Annotated in this window: 16 protein-coding genes; 13 read left to right on the forward strand and 3 right to left on the reverse strand. The window is 51.3% G+C overall.

What is annotated here, in order from left to right; all coding sequences use genetic code 11:
• Positions 1-50 precede the first annotated feature (50 nt).
• From KSO86_RS00070 to KSO86_RS00080, 3 genes are read left to right on the forward strand one after another with little or no spacing between them, the layout of a single operon-like run.
• The gene (locus KSO86_RS00070) at positions 51-818 is read left to right on the forward strand and encodes an alpha/beta hydrolase family protein (RefSeq protein WP_216379405.1); all 768 of its coding nucleotides are present in this window, start codon (positions 51-53) and stop codon (positions 816-818) included.
• 25 nt (positions 819-843) lie between these two features.
• Positions 844-2,136 (forward strand): M18 family aminopeptidase, encoded by a 1,293-nt coding sequence (locus tag KSO86_RS00075; protein ID WP_216379406.1) that lies wholly within the window; start codon positions 844-846, stop codon positions 2,134-2,136.
• Complete coding sequence (locus KSO86_RS00080) at positions 2,133-3,674, forward strand: class I adenylate-forming enzyme family protein (RefSeq protein WP_216431703.1); 1,542 nt, start codon at positions 2,133-2,135, stop codon at positions 3,672-3,674. The genes KSO86_RS00075 and KSO86_RS00080 overlap by 4 nt, the downstream gene beginning before the upstream one ends.
• Here the strand turns inward: KSO86_RS00080 and KSO86_RS00085 are convergent, their stop codons facing one another.
• Both KSO86_RS00085 and lipB read right to left on the reverse strand, forming a co-directional pair.
• The gene (locus tag KSO86_RS00085) at positions 3,675-4,715 is read right to left on the reverse strand and encodes a lipoyl synthase (protein WP_366493654.1); all 1,041 of its coding nucleotides are present in this window, start codon (positions 4,713-4,715) and stop codon (positions 3,675-3,677) included. It lies immediately after the preceding gene.
• Positions 4,700-5,503: a lipoyl(octanoyl) transferase LipB gene (gene lipB, locus KSO86_RS00090; protein WP_216431705.1), complete on the reverse strand. Its 804-nt coding sequence runs from the start codon at positions 5,501-5,503 to the stop codon at positions 4,700-4,702. The genes KSO86_RS00085 and lipB overlap by 16 nt, the downstream gene beginning before the upstream one ends.
• Positions 5,504-5,771: 268 nt before the next feature.
• Here lipB and KSO86_RS00095 point away from each other — a divergent pair, with 268 nt between their 5' ends.
• The 6 genes from KSO86_RS00095 to KSO86_RS00120 all read left to right on the forward strand — a co-directional run bounded on the left by KSO86_RS00095 (position 5,772) and on the right by KSO86_RS00120 (position 15,607).
• Entirely contained in the window at positions 5,772-6,779 is a 1,008-nt protein-coding gene (locus KSO86_RS00095) for an ABC transporter permease (RefSeq protein WP_216402785.1), read from the forward strand.
• A complete protein-coding gene (locus KSO86_RS00100; protein ID WP_231700034.1) occupies positions 6,779-7,741 on the forward strand; it encodes an ABC transporter permease in 963 nt (320 codons plus the stop codon). Before KSO86_RS00095 ends, KSO86_RS00100 begins: the two co-directional genes overlap by 1 nt.
• Positions 7,738-9,867 (forward strand): dipeptide ABC transporter ATP-binding protein, encoded by a 2,130-nt coding sequence (locus KSO86_RS00105; RefSeq protein ID WP_216431708.1) that lies wholly within the window; start codon positions 7,738-7,740, stop codon positions 9,865-9,867. The genes KSO86_RS00100 and KSO86_RS00105 overlap by 4 nt, the downstream gene beginning before the upstream one ends.
• A 188-nt stretch (positions 9,868-10,055) precedes the next feature.
• Positions 10,056-11,747: an ABC transporter family substrate-binding protein gene (locus KSO86_RS00110; protein ID WP_216431710.1), complete on the forward strand. Its 1,692-nt coding sequence runs from the start codon at positions 10,056-10,058 to the stop codon at positions 11,745-11,747.
• A gap of 324 nt (positions 11,748-12,071) precedes the next feature.
• Positions 12,072-13,877: an ABC transporter ATP-binding protein gene (locus tag KSO86_RS08570; RefSeq protein ID WP_216431711.1), complete on the forward strand. Its 1,806-nt coding sequence runs from the start codon at positions 12,072-12,074 to the stop codon at positions 13,875-13,877.
• Positions 13,877-15,607, forward strand: coding sequence for an ABC transporter ATP-binding protein (locus KSO86_RS00120; RefSeq protein ID WP_216379413.1), 1,731 nt, complete (start codon positions 13,877-13,879; stop codon positions 15,605-15,607). The genes KSO86_RS08570 and KSO86_RS00120 overlap by 1 nt, the downstream gene beginning before the upstream one ends.
• Here the strand turns inward: KSO86_RS00120 and KSO86_RS00125 are convergent.
• Positions 15,604-16,254, reverse strand: a complete 651-nt coding sequence (locus KSO86_RS00125; protein ID WP_216431713.1) for a hypothetical protein — start codon at positions 16,252-16,254, stop codon at positions 15,604-15,606. The two genes, KSO86_RS00120 and KSO86_RS00125, sit on opposite strands and share 4 nt — an antisense overlap.
• 86 nt (positions 16,255-16,340) lie before the next feature.
• Here KSO86_RS00125 and typA point away from each other — a divergent pair, with 86 nt between their 5' ends.
• The 4 genes from typA to fdxA all read left to right on the forward strand — a co-directional run bounded on the left by typA (position 16,341) and on the right by fdxA (position 20,742).
• On the forward strand, positions 16,341-18,263 hold the full coding sequence (typA, locus tag KSO86_RS00130) for a translational GTPase TypA (RefSeq protein WP_216379491.1): 1,923 nt from the start codon (positions 16,341-16,343) through the stop codon (positions 18,261-18,263).
• Between the two features lie 7 nt (positions 18,264-18,270).
• On the forward strand, positions 18,271-18,645 hold the full coding sequence (locus KSO86_RS00135) for a hypothetical protein (protein ID WP_216379415.1): 375 nt from the start codon (positions 18,271-18,273) through the stop codon (positions 18,643-18,645).
• Positions 18,642-20,327: a VanW family protein gene (locus tag KSO86_RS00140; RefSeq protein ID WP_216379416.1), complete on the forward strand. Its 1,686-nt coding sequence runs from the start codon at positions 18,642-18,644 to the stop codon at positions 20,325-20,327. Before KSO86_RS00135 ends, KSO86_RS00140 begins: the two co-directional genes overlap by 4 nt.
• Before the next feature lie 91 nt (positions 20,328-20,418).
• Complete coding sequence (gene fdxA, locus KSO86_RS00145) at positions 20,419-20,742, forward strand: ferredoxin (protein ID WP_216379417.1); 324 nt, start codon at positions 20,419-20,421, stop codon at positions 20,740-20,742.
• The last annotated feature ends 33 nt before the right edge of the window (positions 20,743-20,775 follow it).

Below are 20,775 nucleotides of genomic sequence, written 5' to 3' on the forward strand. Positions count from 1 at the left end.
ATGGTATTGGCTAGCGTGAGTTTTGAACATATTTGCGCCATACTTATCCCATGTTTATTGATCCGGCGACACCCACGAGTCCAGAGCGTCATGTCCTTGAGACGTTGGCGGCCCTTAGCGTTGCCAGCGAGGAAATCGAGTCTTACGGGACACATCCTTCGCAAGTTATCGAATGGTATGGTCCAACTGACGGTGAGCCAGTAGTTTTCGTTCATGGTGGAGGATATCGTTCTCACCTCTCCATCGCTCATGCGCGACCAGCTGCGTTAGCACTCGGCGAAGAAGGCTACCGAGTAGCTCTCATTGAGGTGCGAAAAGAACAGAGTAATCCGGACGTAACATTGGAAGATCTCCAGACTTTAGCGCTACGTCCAGATCTGGCACAAGCGACATGGATTGGTCATTCTCTTGGCGGAACCTTGGCGATCGACGTCGTCCTCGAACCGAGTTTACCTCCGAAAAAGGCGATAGGTTTAGCGCCATTTTGTCAGCTTATCGATACTGACAACAGTCATCCGGAAACCGCAGGTATTGCGGAATGGATCGGCGGTACGCCTGCCGAGAAGTCGCAGATGTACGAGAAGCTGGATCCTCTGACGCGGTTAGAAAAACTTGGCGAAGCTGGATTTGCAGACGGTGGTCTTAATATCCAAGTTATTCACGGGGAAGATGATCTGATCATTCCAGTGGCTCATGTGCGTGAACATGCCGCCAGTCCGATTAGGATTGCTATTGTTCCGGGTGCTAACCATGCAGATCTTATTCGACCTGGACACGATGCCTGGCTCTTCTTACTAGGGGCGCTCCGGGCGGACTGACGCATGAAGGATTAGAATAAGACACATGAGTAATCTCGATTCTTTTTCTTCTCGTTCATACGCCCAAGCATTCGGCGAATTCATCGCTGAGTCCCCCACCTCGTATCACGCTGCTGAGCAAGTAGCTAACCAACTTGTTGCCGCTGGTTTTGATCGCTGCGAACAAACCGAGGCTTGGCCACACATTTCCCGCGGAGTCATGGTTATTGCCGGAGCTGTGGTAGCTTGGCAACTTCCAGAGAAGTTCACTGCGCACACCGGAGCACGGATCGTCGGGTCGCATACAGATTCGCCGTCGTTCAAAATCAAGCCGGTCGCAACGTCCACGGTTGCTGGATACTCGCAAGTAAACGTCGAAGTTTACGGCGGCCCACTGTTGAACTCATGGCTCAATCGAGACCTCGGAATTGCCGGTCAGATCGTGACAACTGACGGGGAACGCCATCTTGTTAAAACAGATGCCCTGATGACGATCCCGCAACTGGCACCGCATTTGGATCGGTCCCAAAACGATGACCTCAAACTATCTCGGCAACGCGATTATCATCCCGTGTGGGCAGTCGACGAAGCAGATGTTATGGAATACATCTGTGCCAGCGCAGGTATTGATGCGGAACACGTAGCCGGCACAGACCTCTACGCATATGACACCGCTGGGTCCCGGATTTATGGAGGACCGAACAAAGACGCTTTCTTCTGTTCCGGACGTCAAGACAACCTCACGTCCGTATTTGCCTCGCTCCAGGCATTTCTTGCTGTTGCGCAGGCTGAAAAAACACATGACGATGTGTTGATCTTTGTAGCATTCGATCACGAAGAAGTCGGTTCTGGAACCCCAACTGGCGCGAGCGGACCAATTCTAGAAAGTACGTTGCGCCGAATCGTTGATTCCTCAGAACTCGCCGGCGATGAAGGCTACTGGCGGTTCATTGCACAATCCTCATGTATTTCAGCCGATGCTGGCCATGCTATCAATCCAAATCAGGTGGAAAAACACGATCCAGCACACCATCCGATTCTCGGCGGCGGCCCACTACTGAAAATCAATTCCCAGCAGCGCTACGCTACGGACGCTATCGGTTCTGCTGCGTGGTTGCGTGCCGCTCACCAAGCCGGTGTGCAAACACAAGAGTTCGTTTCGAATAACGACGTGCCATGCGGCACTACGATCGGACCACTAACCGCTACCCGTTTTGGTATGACCACGGTGGATGTGGGTGTTGCGATGCTCTCCATGCACTCGGTTCGCGAAATTACAAATCCGGCTGACCTGCTTGACATGGCGAAAATCCTTGAGGCCTACTGGGTGGGGGCATGAAGCCTCGATACAATCCAGCTGACGCGCTCGATCTCGCTGCTGCTAATCACGGTGGACGAACGGCGATCCATTACGGCAAAAAAGCGTTGAGCGTATCCGACTGTGCGCATATCACGTGGCAGTTGGCACAGCTCTTAGCTGATCGCGGAGTCGAAGCCGGAGATCGAGTCGCGTTAGTAGCGCGCAACTGTCCTTATCACATGCTGCTTCATGTTGCCTGTGCACGGATTGGTGCCATTTTTGTTCCGGTTTCCTATCGATTCGCGCAGCCCGAACTTCGTGATGTGCTGGACTTTGTTCAGCCCGTCGTAGTTGTGGTGGATCCGGAAACAGCCCAGGTGTGTGACAGTTGGATACCAGCAGATACCTTCGTGATCGATGACGACGACGAGTTTGCGCCCCTCCCGAGCGATCTGCGGGTAGGTTTCGCTCCCTTATCAGCGAGCTACCGGTTGTACCAGGGAACGAATATTTCCATAGGGGATACCGATGATTCCCAGGGCGGGGCAATGCTGTTAACTTCCGGCTCGACCGGGCGCCCGAAAGCAGTCTACCTTACGCACGAACAACTATGGTGGGGTTCGCAGAATTTTCGCGAAGGGTTCGAGTACTCTAATTACGACGTCGAACTCGTGACGGTACCGTTGACGCATGTTGGTGGATTTAACGGAACAACGTTGGATCTGTTTTCTCATGGCGGCACAATCGTGATTATTCGCGAGTTTGATCCCGGCCTGGTGCTGGCAGAGATTGAGCGACATCGAGTAGCCATGATGTTCGCTGTTCCTACTATTTATGCGGCACTTCTAGCACACCCTGATTTTGGGAAGCATGACCTATCATCGTTGCGGTTGCCGCTTATCGGTGGAGCTATCTGTCCGCCAGATTTGCTCAGCCGAATGGCACAGCACGGTTTACGGCCGTTAAATGTGTGGGGGATGACGGAAGCTGCAGCAGCTGGCTTCATGCTCTCACAAGATCTTCTTGAGGAAGCTCCCGGCGCCATCGGGATCCCGTTTCCGCATGTCCATGCAAAAATTGTTGATTCGCGTGGCTGCGAATCGGATACTGGTGAACTTGTTATTTCTGGTCCGAATGTGATTGACGGATACTGGCATGATTCTGGATTTACCGCCGAGGCATGCCGGGACGGTTGGCTGTATACCGGAGATATGGTGCGTCGAGACGAAGCCGGATACGTGTGGGTTCTCGGCAGAATTGGCCAGCAGATCAATACCGGTGGCGAAAAAGTTAATCCCGAAGAGATATCTCATGTTCTGCGGCAGCTTCCGTATGTGCGAGATGTCGCCGTCGTGGGAATTCCCGATCCGGTGTGGGGCGAAGCAGTGGCGGCGGCAGTTGTGCTAGAGCCAGCTGCTGAGCTACCAGAAATAGGGGAGATCAGAGAATTTGTGGCGCAACATATTGCACGCTATAAAGCTCCCCAGGTAGCTGTTGCAGTGACAGCCTTACCGACGAACGCCAACGGCAAAATCGATATGGCAGCAGTTAAAGATCTGATTGAGCAGAGTATTTAATTAGTGCCCACGAGCCACGAGCGTGGCTGCTTCTTGGCGGGCATGGCCGCCACCAACTCCGAGTCCTTGCGCCGCGGACGCCCCAATAGCTTTCAAGTTCTCGGGAATCTCCCAGCCCTTATGGGCCATTGCGCGTGCCCATAACGAGCCAGAACGATATGAGGAACGTACCAATGGACCGGCCATGATCCCAGCAAATCCCATCTCATACCCGATCTTGGAGAGCTCGACGAATTCTTGCGGCTTTACCCAACGGTCAATCGGATGATGCAACGGAGATGGGCGTAAGTACTGCGTGATGGTCAGCAGGTCGCACTGCGCATCCTTGAGATCCTGCATTGCCTGGATGATCTCATCACGTGTCTCGCCCATGCCGAGGATCAAGTTGGACTTGGTGATCAGACCTGATTCCGAAGCGAAAGTGATGAGGTCGAGAGAGCGCTCATAACGGAACGCTGGCCGGATTTTCTTGAAGATGCGTGGCACTGTTTCGAGGTTATGTGCCAAAACTTCCGGCCGGGATTCAAAGACGTGGACGAGTGACTTTTCGCCGCCACGCATGTCGTCAATCAAGAGCTCAACACCAGTGGTGGGGGACATGCTGTGGATTTGACGGCAGGTTTCGGCGTAGAGCCACGAGGCGCCGTCGTCGAGATCATCTCGCGTAACTCCGGTGATGGTGACGTAGTTCAGACGCATATCAACCACTGACTGGGCAACGCGCCGCGGTTCGTCACGATCGTATTCGGTGGGACGTCCGGTCTTAATAAAACAGAAATCGCATCGGCGAGTACAGATATCGCCGCCGATCAGGAACGACGCTTCGCGGTCTTCCCAGCACTCATAAATGTTTGGACAGTTCGCTTCGGCGCAGACGGTGTGAAGCGAAGCCCCTTCCATGCGGGACCGCATATCGGTGTATTCGGTTCCCACTGTTGCTGTGGTCTTAATCCAGCTTGGTTTTTTCTCGATGGGGGTTTCGCGGTTGCGTTCCTCGACCCGCAGTAGTTTGCGATGCTCGGGATTTACTCGGTCTGCGATGGCCACGATGCCTCCTTAGTAGGGGTTTTAGCGACAGATTCTCGTTTCCATGCTACGCCGGTTTGCGGGGGCGGCGTGGTCTGCTGGACGAGAGCTTCTTCTAATAGCTGAGTTGGGTTGGGGTGAACGACGACGGCGGATTCCGGCCGTTCTAAAAACTGTTGATATGCCTGCACGAGATGAGGGATAAGGGCCTGTGCAGTGTTTTCTAAAGTTGTTGCTACTCCTAATTGAGCCAAGGAGGTTACGCCAGCGTCAGTGATACCGCAAGGGATGACGCGCATAAATCGCTCTAAATCGGTAGTAACGTTAAACGCCATCCCGTGCATGGTGGCGTCGTTGGCAAACTTAATTCCGATAGCGCAAAGCTTTGACTCTAGGTGGGTTGGCATGTTCGCTGCATCAATCCATACGCCAGATCTCCCCGCTACCGCTTTGGCCTGAATCCCAAATGTACTGACTGCATCGATAAGGGCGTTTTCGGTGCTGCGAACAAAAGCGACAACGTCCTTAGGTGCAGTGACTTTCACAATGGGATAGATCACGAGTTGGCCGGGGCCGTGGTAGGTTACTGAACCGCCACGGTCCATCGTGATAACTGGAACGTCGTCGTCCGGAATGTCCTGTGGCTTAGTTCGTCGCCCTGCAGTATAGGTGTGCTCTGATTCCCAAATGATGAAGGTATCGGGAGCTTGCTGAGATGCCACTCTTTCGTGGATATATCGCTGTAAAGCATCAATATGCATGTACGGCAATGGGCCGTGGTTAAGAAGATTTATGATCTGCACACTACAAGCCTAGACCGGGACGTTAGTCATGTGTTAATTGGAGTGGCGTAAACCAAACAAATAGCTCGTTTGAATAGATATAAAAGGTGTTGGATAAGTATGACTATGTTGTCACATCACGCTAACGAGTGGAATATCTTCCGCGAAGTCACGGTACAATGTGATTCGAAGTATTCTTTCGGTATACACTCCACTGATAAGAGAATAAGAAAACCGGTGTTTTATCGTCCCTGCGAGGCGGAGAACACCGCCGGACAGAAAGCCTCGCATGTTAAAGTTCATTCTTCGGCGACTGCTGAACTATCTGCTTTTGCTGGTAGTAGCAGTTACCCTTGCCTACTTTATCGCCGGCACCCAGCTGGACCCACGTTCGATGCTCATTGAAGCTGAGATTTCTTCTGGTAAGAACATTTCATACGAACAAGTTGTGCATACAGTTGATCAGCGTCTGACTGGCTGGAACATTAACCCAACTGATCCAATCATGGATCGATTCGTTAACTGGGTTGGCATGATTAGCCACTGGGACTGGGGATATTCGCCTCAGGGAAGCAGCATCAATGCAGAAATTGCTAACCGTGTTCCAATTTCTCTTCAGCTTGTCTTCTTAGGCTTCTTCATCGGAATTCTCGGCGGAGTTGCGCTTGGTGCTTGGGCTGCAGTGCACCAGTACTCCAAGCGTGATCGCATCATTTCGATCGCGGCGATGGTCATTATTTCTACTCCGGCAATGGTTATTGCGGTATTCCTACAGATCGGTGCAACATACGCCAATCAAGCCGCAGGATACCAGATCTTTAATTTCATTGGACCAACATCGGCCATTCCACCGGACGGTTTCTGGCTCCAACTCTTTGATCGCTTACAGCACTTGTTACTGCCAACAATTTCGATGGCACTGTCCTCGATCGCTTCCTATTCCCGTATTCAGCGTAACTTGATGCTTGATACTCTCGGCGCAGACTATGTTCGCACAGCCCGAGCAAAGGGCGTCCGTTTCGGAACTGCAATCCGTAAGCACGCGTTGCGTACCGCGCTCATTCCTATTGCGACCTACTTTGCTTTCGGTATCGCAACGCTGATCCTCGGCGCTGCGATTACTGAGCAGGTCTACGGCTGGAACGGTATGGGTATCTACTCAGTGGGTACGATTACCGGCGCCGATATTAACGGTACTGCGGCGGTTGTGGCCTTCGCTGGAACATGTACGCTAACCGGTGCTTTCTTGTCCGATGTTGCCATTTCTATGGTTGATCCACGAGTAAGGGTGGGATGATGACCACTGAACATTCCCCAATGGTGAGCCAGGCTGATGTTGATACTGTTCAAGCTCAACTCGAAAAAGACGCTCAGATTCGCCTAGAAAGTAGCCACCGCTACACGCGTGGCCAATTGATTCGTCGTCGGTTTTTGCGCAATTGGACTGCGGTAGTCGGAGTTTTCATGCTCGTCGGCGTGATCCTCTTTGCGCTATTCGGTTCCTACCTCAGCTCATGGGACTATCTCACCCGTGATCGTACGGCTGCGTTACAAGCTCCGTCTCCTAACCACTGGTTCGGAACAGATAATCGTGGTCGCGATCTATTCGCGTTGACTGTTCAAGGTTTGCGTACCTCGCTGGTCATTGGTTTCTCGGTTGCATTCTTACAAACTGGTTGGGCTGCGCTTTTCGGATCGTCGATTGCATACTTTGGCAAGTGGGTTGATAAGGCCGGATCGTGGATCATCGATCTGATGCTCGTTATCCCATCATTCTTGCTGATCGCTGTTATTAACCAGCGTTTGGGCGGCCAGTCTGGTTCAGTTCCAGTACTGATCTTCCTTCTAGCGCTATTTGGCTGGATGCTGACGGCACGCGTGGTTCGTTCCATGACCATGTCGGTGAAGAATCTGGATTACGTTCATGCCGCTCAGTACATGTCAGTTCCGCCTTTCGTCGTCATTGTTCGCCACATTATTCCGAATATTTCTTCGCTACTGATTATTGATTTCACACTGGGAATCGCAGGTGCAGTTTTGTCTGAGACAACACTGTCCTATTTCGGTTTGGGAATTAAGGACCCACAGATTTCTCTCGGTGGCTTGATCGGTTCGGGCCAATCGTCTGCACTGACGCACTCGTGGCTCTTCGTTCCACCGGCATTGGTTCTGGTTTTCATGCTGGTATCAGTGAATTTTATTGGTGACGGTCTCCGTGACGCTATCGATCCAACATCTAAGTCTGGAGGAAAAGCATGAGTAGGAAAAAAGACGCGGTGACGTTTGATTCAAGCGATCTTCCTCAAGCACAACCAGGTGTTCCTATCGTTGATGTCACCGATTTGCATGTTCGCTTTCCGTCTGAAGACGGTGTAGTCCATGCAGTTCGAGGCGTGAATTTCTCGGTTAACTCCGGTGAAGTTCTCGGAATCGTGGGCGAATCCGGTTCTGGTAAATCGGTTACCTCGATGGCGATTATGGGTCTATTAGACCAATCGGCACAGGTTGAGGGTTCAGTCAAACTTCACGGAACCGAAGTGCTGGGCCGTTCTGATGCTTACATGTCTAACGTGCGTGGTAAGACTGTGGCAATGGTGTTCCAGGATCCGCTATCTGCGTTGACCCCGGTGTATACAATCGGTGATCAGATCGTTGAAGCTTTGAAGGTTCACGATCCCAATATGAATGATTCACAATACCGTGAGCGTGCAATTGAGCTCTTGACGATGGTTGGTATTCCTAATCCGGAAATCCGGGTTAAGGCATTCCCGCACGAATTCTCTGGCGGTATGCGTCAGCGAGCTATGATCGCTATGGCGATTGCCAATAAGCCAGAACTTATTATCGCCGACGAACCAACAACCGCTCTGGACGTAACGATTCAGGCACAGATTCTTGACGTATTGCGAATGGCTCAAAATGAACTGGGCGCAGCCGTTATTATGATTACCCACGATCTGGGTGTGGTAGCTGGTTTAGCAGATAAAGTCGCTGTTATGTATGCCGGTCGTGTAGTTGAGTCCGGTTCAGTTGATGAAATCTTCTACCACTCTGCAATGCCATATACAATTGGTTTGCTCGGATCGTTGCCACGTCTTGATTCTAAGAAGGAATACCAGTTGGCAGCTGTTGAAGGTAATCCGCCGTCGATGCTCTTTGAGCCAACCGGTTGTCCGTTCGCGGCGCGTTGTCCGGTAGCTCAACCACACTGTCTGGATGGAGAACCGGCGCTGGCTGAAGTCAAATCTGCCGATGACTATCAACATCGGGTGGCGTGTAAGCGTGCTGAAGAGATTCGCCATGAATCACGCAAGTACACCGACATTTACCCGCTTCCTGCGGCGGTTCCGCCGCCATTCGCAGTTCCACGTGAGCAGCGTGAAGAAGTCCTGCGTGTTGAAGGCATGACTCGTTACTTCCCGTTAATGAAGGGGTCCGTGTTCCGTCGTCAAGTTGGTACCGTTCATGCGGTAGATGGTATTGACCTTGACATTCGCGCTGGTGAAACACTTGGTCTGGTTGGCGAGTCTGGTTCTGGTAAGACGACGACGCTGATGCAGGTGCTCGACCTGGTCAAGCCGCAAAACGGCAAGATCGTTGTGATGGGTGAAGATACATCTGAACTGTCTCGTGCTGATCGGAAACGCATTCGTCAAGATCTGCAGGTCGTTTTCCAGGATCCGATGGCTTCGTTGGATCCGCGTTTCCCGGTCTTCGATATCATCGCTGAGCCATTGCGCTACGGCGGCTGGAAGAAAGAAGATATTCCGGGCCGTGTTGAAGAACTGATGAAGATGGTTGGGCTGGAGCCAGCTCACGTCAACCGTTACCCACGTAACTTCTCCGGCGGTCAGCGTCAGCGTATTGGTATTGCACGTGCGCTTGCACTGGAGCCCAAGTTGCTCATTTTGGACGAACCAGTTTCGGCGCTCGACGTGTCCATTCAGGCAGGTGTCATCAACTTGCTCGACGAACTGCGTTCTAAGATGTCGCTGTCGTACCTGTTCGTTGCCCATGATCTATCGGTTATTCGCCATATCGCGGACCGCGTGGCAGTCATGTACCTCGGCAAGATCGTCGAAGTTGGAGACGTCAACTCGGTCTTCGAAGCTCCGCAGCATCCGTACACGCAAGCTTTGCTCTCGGCAATCCCGATTCCGGATCCGCACAAGGAACGTAGTCGCGATCGTATTTTGCTTGAAGGTGATCTTCCGTCTCCAGCAAATCCGCCAAAGGGTTGTCGTTTCGTTACCAGATGTCCACTATATAAGACACTGAATGAAAGTGAGCAAGCTCGCTGCGAGGCGCATCATCCAGACTTCCAAGTACTCGGAGATGACCATAAGGCGGCGTGCTATTATCCGCGGACTGTCACCCTTTTCTAAGGGTTGGAACGCTGAAAATCTAAGCTAATTGACATCTGGGCTAGACAATAATTTGTCTAGCCCAGATGTATTTTTATACACATTTCTTTAAAGATACGTGAAAATAATTTACCTTTTACTGAAATGTAGTCTAGGCTTGGGGGTATCACTCCAAGAACTTGTAGGAGTTAGTCCCAGAGGAGGACCATATGAAAATTAAGAAAGCAGGCTTTGCTCTTGTAGCTGCCTCGGCGCTGGTGCTCAGCGCTTGTTCTGGCCCAGCATCGTCGGGTTCTTCCGACGGCGGAAAAGCTGGAGCACTTCCAACTTCGGATGTTAACCGTGTTGACTCGGCTAAGTTGAAGGATGGCGGCGATCTTCGTGTTGCTATCCAAGCGATGCCAACCAACTTCAACCCACTTCACGTTAACGGTAACACTGTTGAAATTAACGATCTCTATGCCAAGATTTCTGCGGGTAACTTTATTTATGCAGACGATGGCTCATGGGATGTCAATAAAGATTACGTGAAGTCGTATGACGTTGAAAATAAAGAAGACGGCGACGCTAAGATGACCGTCAAGCTTGAGCTCAACCCAGAAGCTAAGTGGAATGATGGCACGCCGATTAACGTTGCTGATTACCAGGCGAGCTGGAACGCGTGTAAGTCACCTGATACTGGTTACGACTGCGCTGCAACAGACGGCTGGGAGAATATCCTCTCTATTGAACCTGGTAAAGATGAGTTTGAAGTTGTCGCCAAATTTGATCGTGAATACCCGGACTGGTCAGCGGTTCTCTCCGGTGCACTTCCGGCTAAGGGTGTCTCTGATCCAGCAGTCTTCAACGAAGGCTGGACTCCAGACCCAGCAGTCCTCAACAACTTCATTTCTGGTCCGTTCAAGTTCAAGAGCATTGATCAGGCAACTAAGCGTATTACCCTAGAGCGCAATGACCTCTGGTGGGGTGAGAAGCCAAAGCTTGAAACCATCACCTTCTCGGTTCTCGATAACAAGGCACAAGCTAACGCATTTGCTAACAACGAGCTCGATGTTGTCGATCAGATCGTTGATGCAGCAACCTACGAACTCGTCAAGGGCCGCCAGAATGCTGCTATTAAGCAGTCCGCTTCAACTCAGTGGCGTCACATCACGTTGAACTCCAATGCTGAAGCACTCAAGGACGTTGCCGTTCGTCGCGCAATTCAAAAGGGCATCGACGCTGCGGACTTCCTAACCACCGATATGGCTGGTTTGCCAGTTGAAGGTCTCGATCTTTCCCTTGGAAACCACTTCTTCATGCCAGGCCAAGAAGGCTACGAGGATCACTCAGTCAAGTTTGATCCAGAAGGCGCTAAGAAGGACCTTGAAGATGCTGGCTACAAGATGAACGAAACTACCAAGTTCTTCGAGAAAGACGGCAAGGAACTTTCCTTCAAGTTCACTCGTTTGACTGGTATCCCAACCTCTGAGTCTGCTGCTGCACTTTTGAAGGAACACATGAAGAACATCGGTATCAAGGTTGTCTTTGCTGACGTCCCACCGGCTGAGTTCTCCAACGTTCTTGAAGCAGGCGAATTCGAATCCATCGCATTCGGCTGGCGTGGAACGCCGTACCCAATGGCGAATGTTGGCCAGATCTACGGCTCTGGTTCGGCATCGAACTTCTCCAAGGTTGAAGATCCAAAGATCGACGAGTATGTTGAAAAGATTTCTTCTGAGCCAGATCACAAGAAGCGCGTCAAGCTCACCAACGAAGTCGACAAGATCATTTGGGACAACGTTATGACCATCCCGGTTTACTACCGTGCAACCCTAACCGCTGTTCCAGCTAACTTGGCTAACTATGGTGCGAAGGCATTCGAAACATTCCTCCCAGAGAAGATCGGTTACACCGAGTGAATCGTATGAGTTTGTAACTGCTTGTCAGTTATAACTATCAAGTAGTGGCAGGATAAGTACTTCTTATCCTGCCACTACTGCATTGTAATAAACTCATGCTCATGAATTACCGCATGCTTTTTGTGTAGATATGCCAATGCGCTGTGCAAGCGCCACGATCTATTTAATTTTCGTAGCATCCTGCTATATACACCGTGTATATCCTGCCTGCAGGTTAAGAAAGCAATAATTATGGTGAAAAAACATTCCTCGTCGGTGGTTACACGTCCCTTTGACGTTGGGCCGCAACCCAGATCGTGGCCTAGGTTTTTCGAGTTTTCTGCAATGCCACGAGGGGATAAAGAGCGGGTTATCTCCTCTTCTTTTCGCGAGAATTGGCAACTGCTCATTGTGACGACGACGGTGACGTTACTCCTCTTCGTTGGTTCCGCACTAGTTCCATGGGCATTAGGAATCTTCTTGGATTCGGGTATTGAACGCGGGCTTACTGCGTCGCTGCTCCCGGGTGGTCTCCTTGTATGTGGAGTCATTTTGATCCGTGCGTTCGGTGCGCTTGGTTCGCCGATGGTTCTCTTAGCTTGGCTTCGGGGAACGGTTACCTGGCAACGCAATATTGTGACACATGTTTCGGGCCGAAGAATGTCACGTAAGTCGGCACTATCGGCTGGTGAGATCGTCGCGTCAGCAACTTCTGATGCACCGAAAATCGGTAACTTAATAGCTACCAGTACCGAAACATTCGCGGCAACAGTAGCTTTCATTTTGATCGCAGTGCTGATGATGCGCTCGAATCTTTTGCTGGGGCTTGTTGTGACGATTGGGTTACCGATCGTGGTTGCGCTGATGACACTCCTGATCCGGCCGCTGCAGTCACGGCTATCAGCAAACCGTGAAGAGCGTGGAAAACTAACCACACTAGCAGCTGACGCCGTTGTTGGCCTGCGCGTGATACGTGGCGTCGGTGGAGAAGACGTCTACAGTGAGCGCTATGAAAAGCAGTCTGCGCACGTAATGGAAACTGGCATAAAGGCTGCGTTTATCCAAGCTGTCTTAGGCGGTCTAACCACTGCTGTCCCAGCATTGTTTTCCGCCGTCGTCATTTCGTTAGGTATCTGGCAGGTCTATCAGGGGCAGCTCACCTATGGTCAACTGGTGGCATTCTATGGGTACACCGCGTACTTGTCCGTACCAGTTTCATCAGCTACCAGGTTTTTCCAGGTGGTAGCAGATGCGAAAGTTGGCGCTCGCCGTATCGGCAGGATTTTGAGTACTGAACCGACGACGTCGAACGCTCGCACCATGGCTCAACCGCCAGTAATTAACTGGGATCAGGCTGCGCTCACGGATCTGACGTCGGGAGTGCGCATTGAGCCAGGGAAGCTAACCATGATCGTCTGCTCGCACCCAGACGTGGCAGCACAATGTGCGCAACGATTAGCGCGAATAGATGATGAATCTGAGATTGAGGTATCTGACAGGTCCGTCGTCGTCAAACTTTCCCAGCTACCGCTGGCGGACGTCCGAAACGGGATCGTGCTGTCCGGGGCAACTGCGCAGCTATTTCAAGGACGGGTCCGGTCAAATATTAACGGACCATATGCCGACGATCTGGTTCCGCGTACGGTCGCTGAGCAAATGGCGGATACCGGGGACGGCTCCGGGCAAGCAACACGCCAACATCGTGGACACCCGCAGGCCGCCAGTGATCAACAGTTACACGCAGCGTTAACGGTGGCTGATGCGAACGACGTCGTGCTCGGACTTGCCAACGGACTCGATGGCTATATCGCGGAACGTGGACGGTCACTGTCGGGCGGGCAACGCCAACGGTTAGCCTTAGCTCGTGCCGTACTACATGATCCGCCGGTACTGATTGCGATTGAACCAACGTCGGCGGTCGATTCTCATACCGAGATGCGAATTGCGCGTGCGTTATCTGCCCAGCGTGCCGGAAAAACGACGGTGATCGTTTCTATGTCACCAATTATGTTGCACCAAGCTGATACGGTTATCGTCCTGAACCCAGACGGTACCGAACATATGCGCGGTAGCCACGATGATCTGAGCCAGGATCCGTTCTATCACGCCTTAGTACAACGCACCGCAGTAGACGATCAGGAGGAGAACTAGTGAAGTTACCAATAGCCCACAATGCGACTATTGTTCGGAAACTGCGTGCCTTGGTTACGCGATTCAAAACCGATCTCGCGATTGTTTTGGGCGTGCAGCTGTTAGTTGCGCTGGCAACTGTTGTGTCTCCGTGGATTATCGGCCGTTCGTTCGACGCGGTCAATGCCGGTGCGCCCGGATCAGTGATTCGGACCAACATTATTATTTTGATTATTGCAGTCGTTATTCAGTCGATTACCGCTGGAATCGGAGAATACACCTCTCGGGTTCTAGGGCAGAAGATTTTTCACGATCTGCGGGTGGACCTCGTTCAAGCCGTTACTCATTTGCCTTTATCAACGGTGGAATCGGCTGGAACTGGTGATTTATTAGGTCGCACGACGACGGACGTAGACCGGATCGAATTCGTGGTACGGGTAGGAATATCACGCATCGTCATGCTCTCGATGCAAGTAGTAGTGACCGTGGTTGCGGCCGTCTTAGTTGATTGGCGTATCGGCATTGTAGTGGCACTGTCGTTTGTGCCAGTTGTACTACTGGTTCGCCGCTACTTGCGCCGCACGATTGCAGCGTATCTGGCAACGTCTGCACTGAACGCGGAAATCTCTGGCGACATTACGGAAACCGTGGAACACGTTGCCACGGTGGACGCGTTCGCGATGCGAGATCATCGGATCTCGAGGACAATGTCGCTGTTGACTGAGCAGTGGGAGAACGAACGTTATACAGCAGCAATGCGGGCCTTGTTCTCTTTCTCAATGGTGATCGTGCTCTTTTCGCCGATTATTGTGGCAGTTGTGTGGGGTGCATGGCTGATCGGGCTCGGATACGCTACCGTCGGTTCTGTGACAGCGGTTGCGCTATACGCCCAGCAACTGCGCGGACCGGTAGACGAACTATCGTGGTGGGTTGACGAATTACAATTCGCCGCAGTTGCATTAGCGCGTATTTTCGGTGTTGCCGATGTGCCACCTGATCGAATAATCGGGCCAGATATGCCTGATGGACAAACGGTATCTATTGAAGATGTGTCATTCGAGTATCGGCCGGGTGTTACAGTTCTTGACAACGTTACGATGGCGATTGATCCAGGCGAAAAAATCGCTATTGTTGGCCCATCGGGGGCCGGTAAATCAACATTGGGACGGTTAATTGCAGGTGTTAATCCGCCTTCACGAGGACATATTCGCGTTGGGGGAGTTGAGGTGACGCGCATCGAAGAAAAGCGTATGCACTCAACTGTTGCGCTGGTGACTCAAGAAAACCATATTTTCGTTGGGAGCATTGCTGATAACTTGCGATTTGCAGCACCTGATGCGTCCGATGCAGAATTGTGGAAGGCGCTCGACGTCGTCGATGCTACGTGGGCACGAACAATGCCCGAAGGGTTAGCGACGAAAGTTGGTTCGGGAGAACGCGAGCTGGCTCCGGATCGAGCACAGCAATTAGCGTTAGCTCGAATCGTGTTGCTTGATCCGGACGTCGTTATTCTTGATGAAGCCACGTCGCTTCTTGATCCGACGGCGGCGCGCTCCACAGAACGTGCGTTGGCACGGATCTTGCAGGGGCGTACCGTGATATCCATTGCGCACCGGCTTTACACCGCATACGACGCAGATCGGGTATGCGTGATGATAGATGGAAGAATTGCAGAACTAGGAACGCACGATGAGCTGGTGGCTGCCGGTGGCGAATATGCCTCTTTGTGGCACACGTGGCAGCAAGACTAGATCAACACGAGCGTTGCCACGGCACTGCTCAAGAGCACGAGCGTTCCAGCAATGGGTAGGGGAAGGAAACGCGACGTCGTCGTTTCGTCCCACTTTTCGCCAGTGAGCGCTAGCCGACGGCGCAACGCCGAATCGGACCGGATCGCGTGGGTACGAATATTGAGCGAATCGGCTGCAAATGGTAGCGGAACAACAATCTCCCGCGGTTGCGGATCCTTCCAGTCTATTGGATCGGGCAGACTGCGCTTGCGCTCACGCCACGAGTTATATAGCAGCCCAACCCTGGAGGGAAGCACCCATACTGGGATTTTCTTGCCAGATTTGGTGTAGATATATAACCCCCACCGGTTTAGGGCTTCGGAAACATCTGCCCACGGAATGAAATATTCGCGCGCCAGATTAATAACGTGGATTCCTTGTGGCAGAACGATTAATCGCGGGTTCCACCAGCCTGCCCAGCCTATGAAAGACAGGAAGGCTACTACGGGGAGCGAGAAGAGGATTTCCTTCAATCCGCCATTGATTCCAGACGCAACCACAATAACGAACGAGAGAACCCATAAGAGGTAGGCCCAAAAGTGGCTGTTTTCACCGCGCAATGTCACATTCATGAAGTTAATTGTCGCAGGTTGTTCGTTCGCTCGCATTTCGTTGTATGTAAGCGAACTGTGTCGGTGCTACATCGTAAACTGGCATTATCTGAATAAGACATTAATTTAAAGGGACTTTTATGATTCAAACACGCGCCGATCTGCGAAACGTTGCCATTGTTGCTCACGTTGACCACGGTAAAACTACGCTGGTAGACGGCATGCTATGGCAAGGCGGCGCATTTGATGCCCGCGCAACGGTTGAAAAAACGGGCGAGCGCGTTATGGATTCTGGTGATCTAGAACGCGAAAAAGGTATTACGATTCTTGCTAAGAATACGGCTATTACCTACCACGGTCCATCAGCTAAGGACTTTGGCGCGCCGGAGGGAGTAACGATTAATGTTATCGATACCCCGGGGCACGCCGATTTCTCGGGTGAAGTTGAACGTGGACTGTCCATGGTAGATGGTGTGGTACTGCTGGTGGATGCCTCGGAAGGCCCACTGCCGCAAACCCGTTTCGTTTTGCGTAAAGCCTTGGAAGCCAATAAGCCGGTTATTACAGTTATCAACAAGGTTGATCGTCCGGACGCACGTATTTCTGAGGTTATCGAAGAAGCTCAAGATCTATTGCTGAATCTTGCCTCGGACATCGACAATCCAGATCTTGATCTGGATAAGATCCTCGATATCCCAGTTATTTTTGCGGCTGCCAAAGCAGGACGGGCTGACACAGTTCAACCAGCCGACGGTGAACTACCAGCAAACGAAAACCTAGAGCCGCTGTTCCGAGCAATTCTTGAATACATTCCAGCGCCAACTTACGAAGAAGATGCTCCGTTGGTTGGTCAGGTGACAAATCTTGATGCTTCGCCATTCCTTGGCCGGTTGGCACTCATTCGTGTCTATTCAGGCGAGCTGAAGAAGGGTGCATGGGTTGGACTGGCCAACGGCCCAGATTCGGAAATCGAGCGTGTTCATATCACCGAGTTGCTCCGTACCCAAGGCCTAGAGCGTGTTCCTGGGACCAGTGCCGGACCAGGCGATATTGTTGCGGTTGCTGGAATGCCGAATATTATGATTGGCGAGACTCTGGTAGACCTCGAAGATCCGCGCCCAATGCCGCGTATTCACATTGATGATCCGGCGATTTCGATGACCATTGGCGTTAACACCTCGCCGTTGGCAGGTAAGGTTAAGGGGCACAAGCTGACCGCTCGTCAGGTACGTGACCGCCTCACTCAAGAGCTGGTAGGTAACGTGTCTATCCGTGTTCTTCCTACAGATCGTCCAGATGCCTGGGAAGTTCAAGACCGTGGCGAATTAGCACTAGCAATTTTGGTTGAAACTATGCGACGTGAAGGATTCGAACTGACCGTCGGTAAGCCACAAGTTGTGAAGCGTGTTATTGACGGCGTTATTCATGAACCATGGGAGCGTGCCACAATCGATGTTCCAGAAGAGCATTTGGGTGCAGTTACCCAGCTGATGGCGGCACGCAAGGGCCAGATGACTACCATGTCGAATCATGGTAGTGGTTGGGTTCGGATGGAATTCTTACTTCCATCGCGCGGTATGATCGGTTTCCGTACTCAATTCCTTACCCAGACCCGTGGTACTGGTATTGCGGCATCAATTTCCGAAGGCTATGCGCCATGGGCTGGCGATATTGAATCACGTAACACTGGTTCGTTGGTTTCGGACCGTTCCGGCCAAGTAACAGCGTTCTCGTTGCAACGCCTTGAAGATCGTGGAAGCTTCTTTGTAGATCCAGGTGAAGAAACTTACGAAGGCCAAATCGTTGGTGAGAACCCACGCAATGAGGATATGGAAGTGAACGTCGTCAAGGCTAAAGAAATGACGAATATGCGTTCGGCAACCGCTGATGCATTCGAGACACTACAAGCACGTCGTAAGCTTACACTCGAAGAATGTATTGAGTTTGCTGCTGATGACGAATGCATCGAAGTAACCCCAGAAACAGTTCGGGTACGAAAAGTAATTCTCAGCACGACTGAGCGGCTGCGTGAAGCAGCTCGCCGGAAGCGTGCTGGCAGAAAGTAACCTGAGTATGGTTCGCGCGATTGCAGGAACTCTTGTTGGAGTTATTGCGGCAGTTTTGTCGCTCGTAGCGTACTCTGGTCCGCTTGATCAGCCCGTTATTGGGCTGATCATGGCCAGCGGACTAGTCATGTCTGGCTCATGGTTTGTTTATCGGTTAACGCACGGACTGGGGTGGTGCTTTTATAGCGCTACGCTCGTCATTGTGACTGGCTGGATGGTCTTTTTCCCACCCACCGATGACATCTTGTTCACAGACCAATCATGGGCATTAGACGCTTGGCTAATCCTTGTTGCGATTAGTATAGTTCTGCCGGTAATAATCGACCGTGATACACCACGAGAACAAGCCGAAAACACGTCAACTGAGATCGAGATGCCATGACACAACAACGTATGCTTTCAATTTTGCGTTCGCGTTACGGCATTATTGGAATTTCGGCGATAGTTATAGTCATTGGCTACCTCGCTCTTGCTGTTGCGCTGGCAAACCATATTCCAGCTGGTACTAAGGTTTCTGGTGTTGATGTGTCAGGTCTGTCGAAGCAACAGGCTCAGCAGACACTGGCGCATGAGCTCGATTCGATGCTACATGAGCAGCGCGAGGTCAAACTTTCAAACGTTGAACACGATCCTGTTTTCCTTGACCCGGAAGGGCTGGAATTGCAGGTTGATACCGAACGAACCTTAGATCGTCTCACCGGTTTTTCATTGAATCCGCTAAGGCTGTGGCGGCACATGTTTGGCGGCGATAATTTTTCCGCGTTTGTTCGAACAAATTCGGAAAGTTTAGCTACACAGCTGGATGCGATTAGCGAAACTACCGATCGCGCTGCGCGCGATGCCACGATTCGGTTAGAAGAAGCTCAGCCGGTAGTTGAGAAAGCCGTTGATGGTGTAAAGCTTGATAAAGAACGTGCAGCAGATGTAATCGAACAATCGTGGTTAACCAACACTGATGCTATAGTACTGCCTGCAGCGGTTACTGAAGCCCAAGTGACAACCGAAACAGCTACCGAGTATGTTGATACCCTGTTGACGCCACTACTTGAAAAACCGCTTTCTCTAACTATAAAAGAAAAACTGGTAGAGCTGTCTCCAGCTCAGATTGCTGCGGCGATGACCATCGAATACAAAGACGGTTTTGCCTTTTCAATAGATAGTGAAAAGATTCGCGATGTCGTAGAACAAGTGCAACCAGGATTGCTGACTGCACCGAAAGATGCGAGCATCGCAATTGAAAACTCTGCGGTAAAAATTACGCCAGCTGTTGACGGCGAAGCTATCAATACCGAAGCATTGGTATCTGATATGGTCGGCGTAGTTAAAAGTAAGAATCGCACAGTCACTGTTCAAATCGACGTCGAGAAACCCAAGCTGAGTACCGCAGATATTGAAGGCTTAGGCGTCAAAGAGATTGTTGCGGAAATATCCACGCCGTTCTATGAAGACCCGGTGCGTTCGACTAACCTTCGTGTGGGGTCAAGCTATGTCACAAATACCTTGGTACGTCCAGGTGAAACCTTTGATCTGCAAACAGCGCTGGGGCCACTGGAAGAGTCGCGTGGCTTCGTGCGTTCTGGCGTAATTGTTAACGGTTTCCCAGCCACAGATATTGGCGGCGGATTGTCACAGCTCGCAACGAATGTGTTCAACGTCGGATATCGAGCCGGGTTAGAAGACGTTGCGCACAAACCACACACCGTCTACTACGATCGCTACCCGATGGGGCTAGAGTCAACAATCTGGTATGACCAGATCTTTGTGAAATGGAAGAATACCACCCCGTACGGTGTTCTTATCGAATCGTTCTTAGACGGGTCAAAGATTACTACTCGGTTGTGGTCAACAAAGTATTATGATGTCCAGCTTCATCAAGGGAAGCCATATGATTTCGTCAAGGCGCAAACTAAACGAAATCCGGCATCTGATTGTAAGCCGTCCACCTATAAGAAGGATGGTTTCTCAGTAGAAGTTGGCCGGACAGTAAGCCTTAATGGGGAACAGCTTGAGGATTCCCGAAACGTTGTTCACTATGATCCGTTGCCTGCCGTGACATGCGATTAGCATACGTAACACGAAGTATGACTAAGATTACTAGCAAACTGCCGTGCACAGGCCGATAATTGAAGTAGCGCATAAATAGAAAGAGGAACTCATGACGTACGTAATCGCATTGCCATGTGTAGATGTTAAAGATCGGGCATGCGTTGATGAATGTCCCGTCGATTGTATCTATGAAGGTGAACGCACTCTCTATATCCATCCGGACGAATGCGTGGACTGCGGTGCATGCGAGCCGGTATGCCCAACGGAAGCAATCTACTATGAAGATGATCTTCCAGAAGAATGGAGTGAATATCATCGAGCTAATGTAGAGTTTTTCGATGATCTTGGCTCGCCGGGTGGGGCAACTAAACTCGGTCCTATCGCTAAAGACCATCCGTTGATAGCTAACCTCCCGCAAGGTATCAACGATTAATCTGTTTCCCTGATAGTTCGTTGCATTTGGCAG

The organism is Arcanobacterium phocae (genome assembly GCF_018913465.1).
Taxonomy (GTDB): domain Bacteria; phylum Actinomycetota; class Actinomycetes; order Actinomycetales; family Actinomycetaceae; genus Arcanobacterium; species Arcanobacterium phocae_A.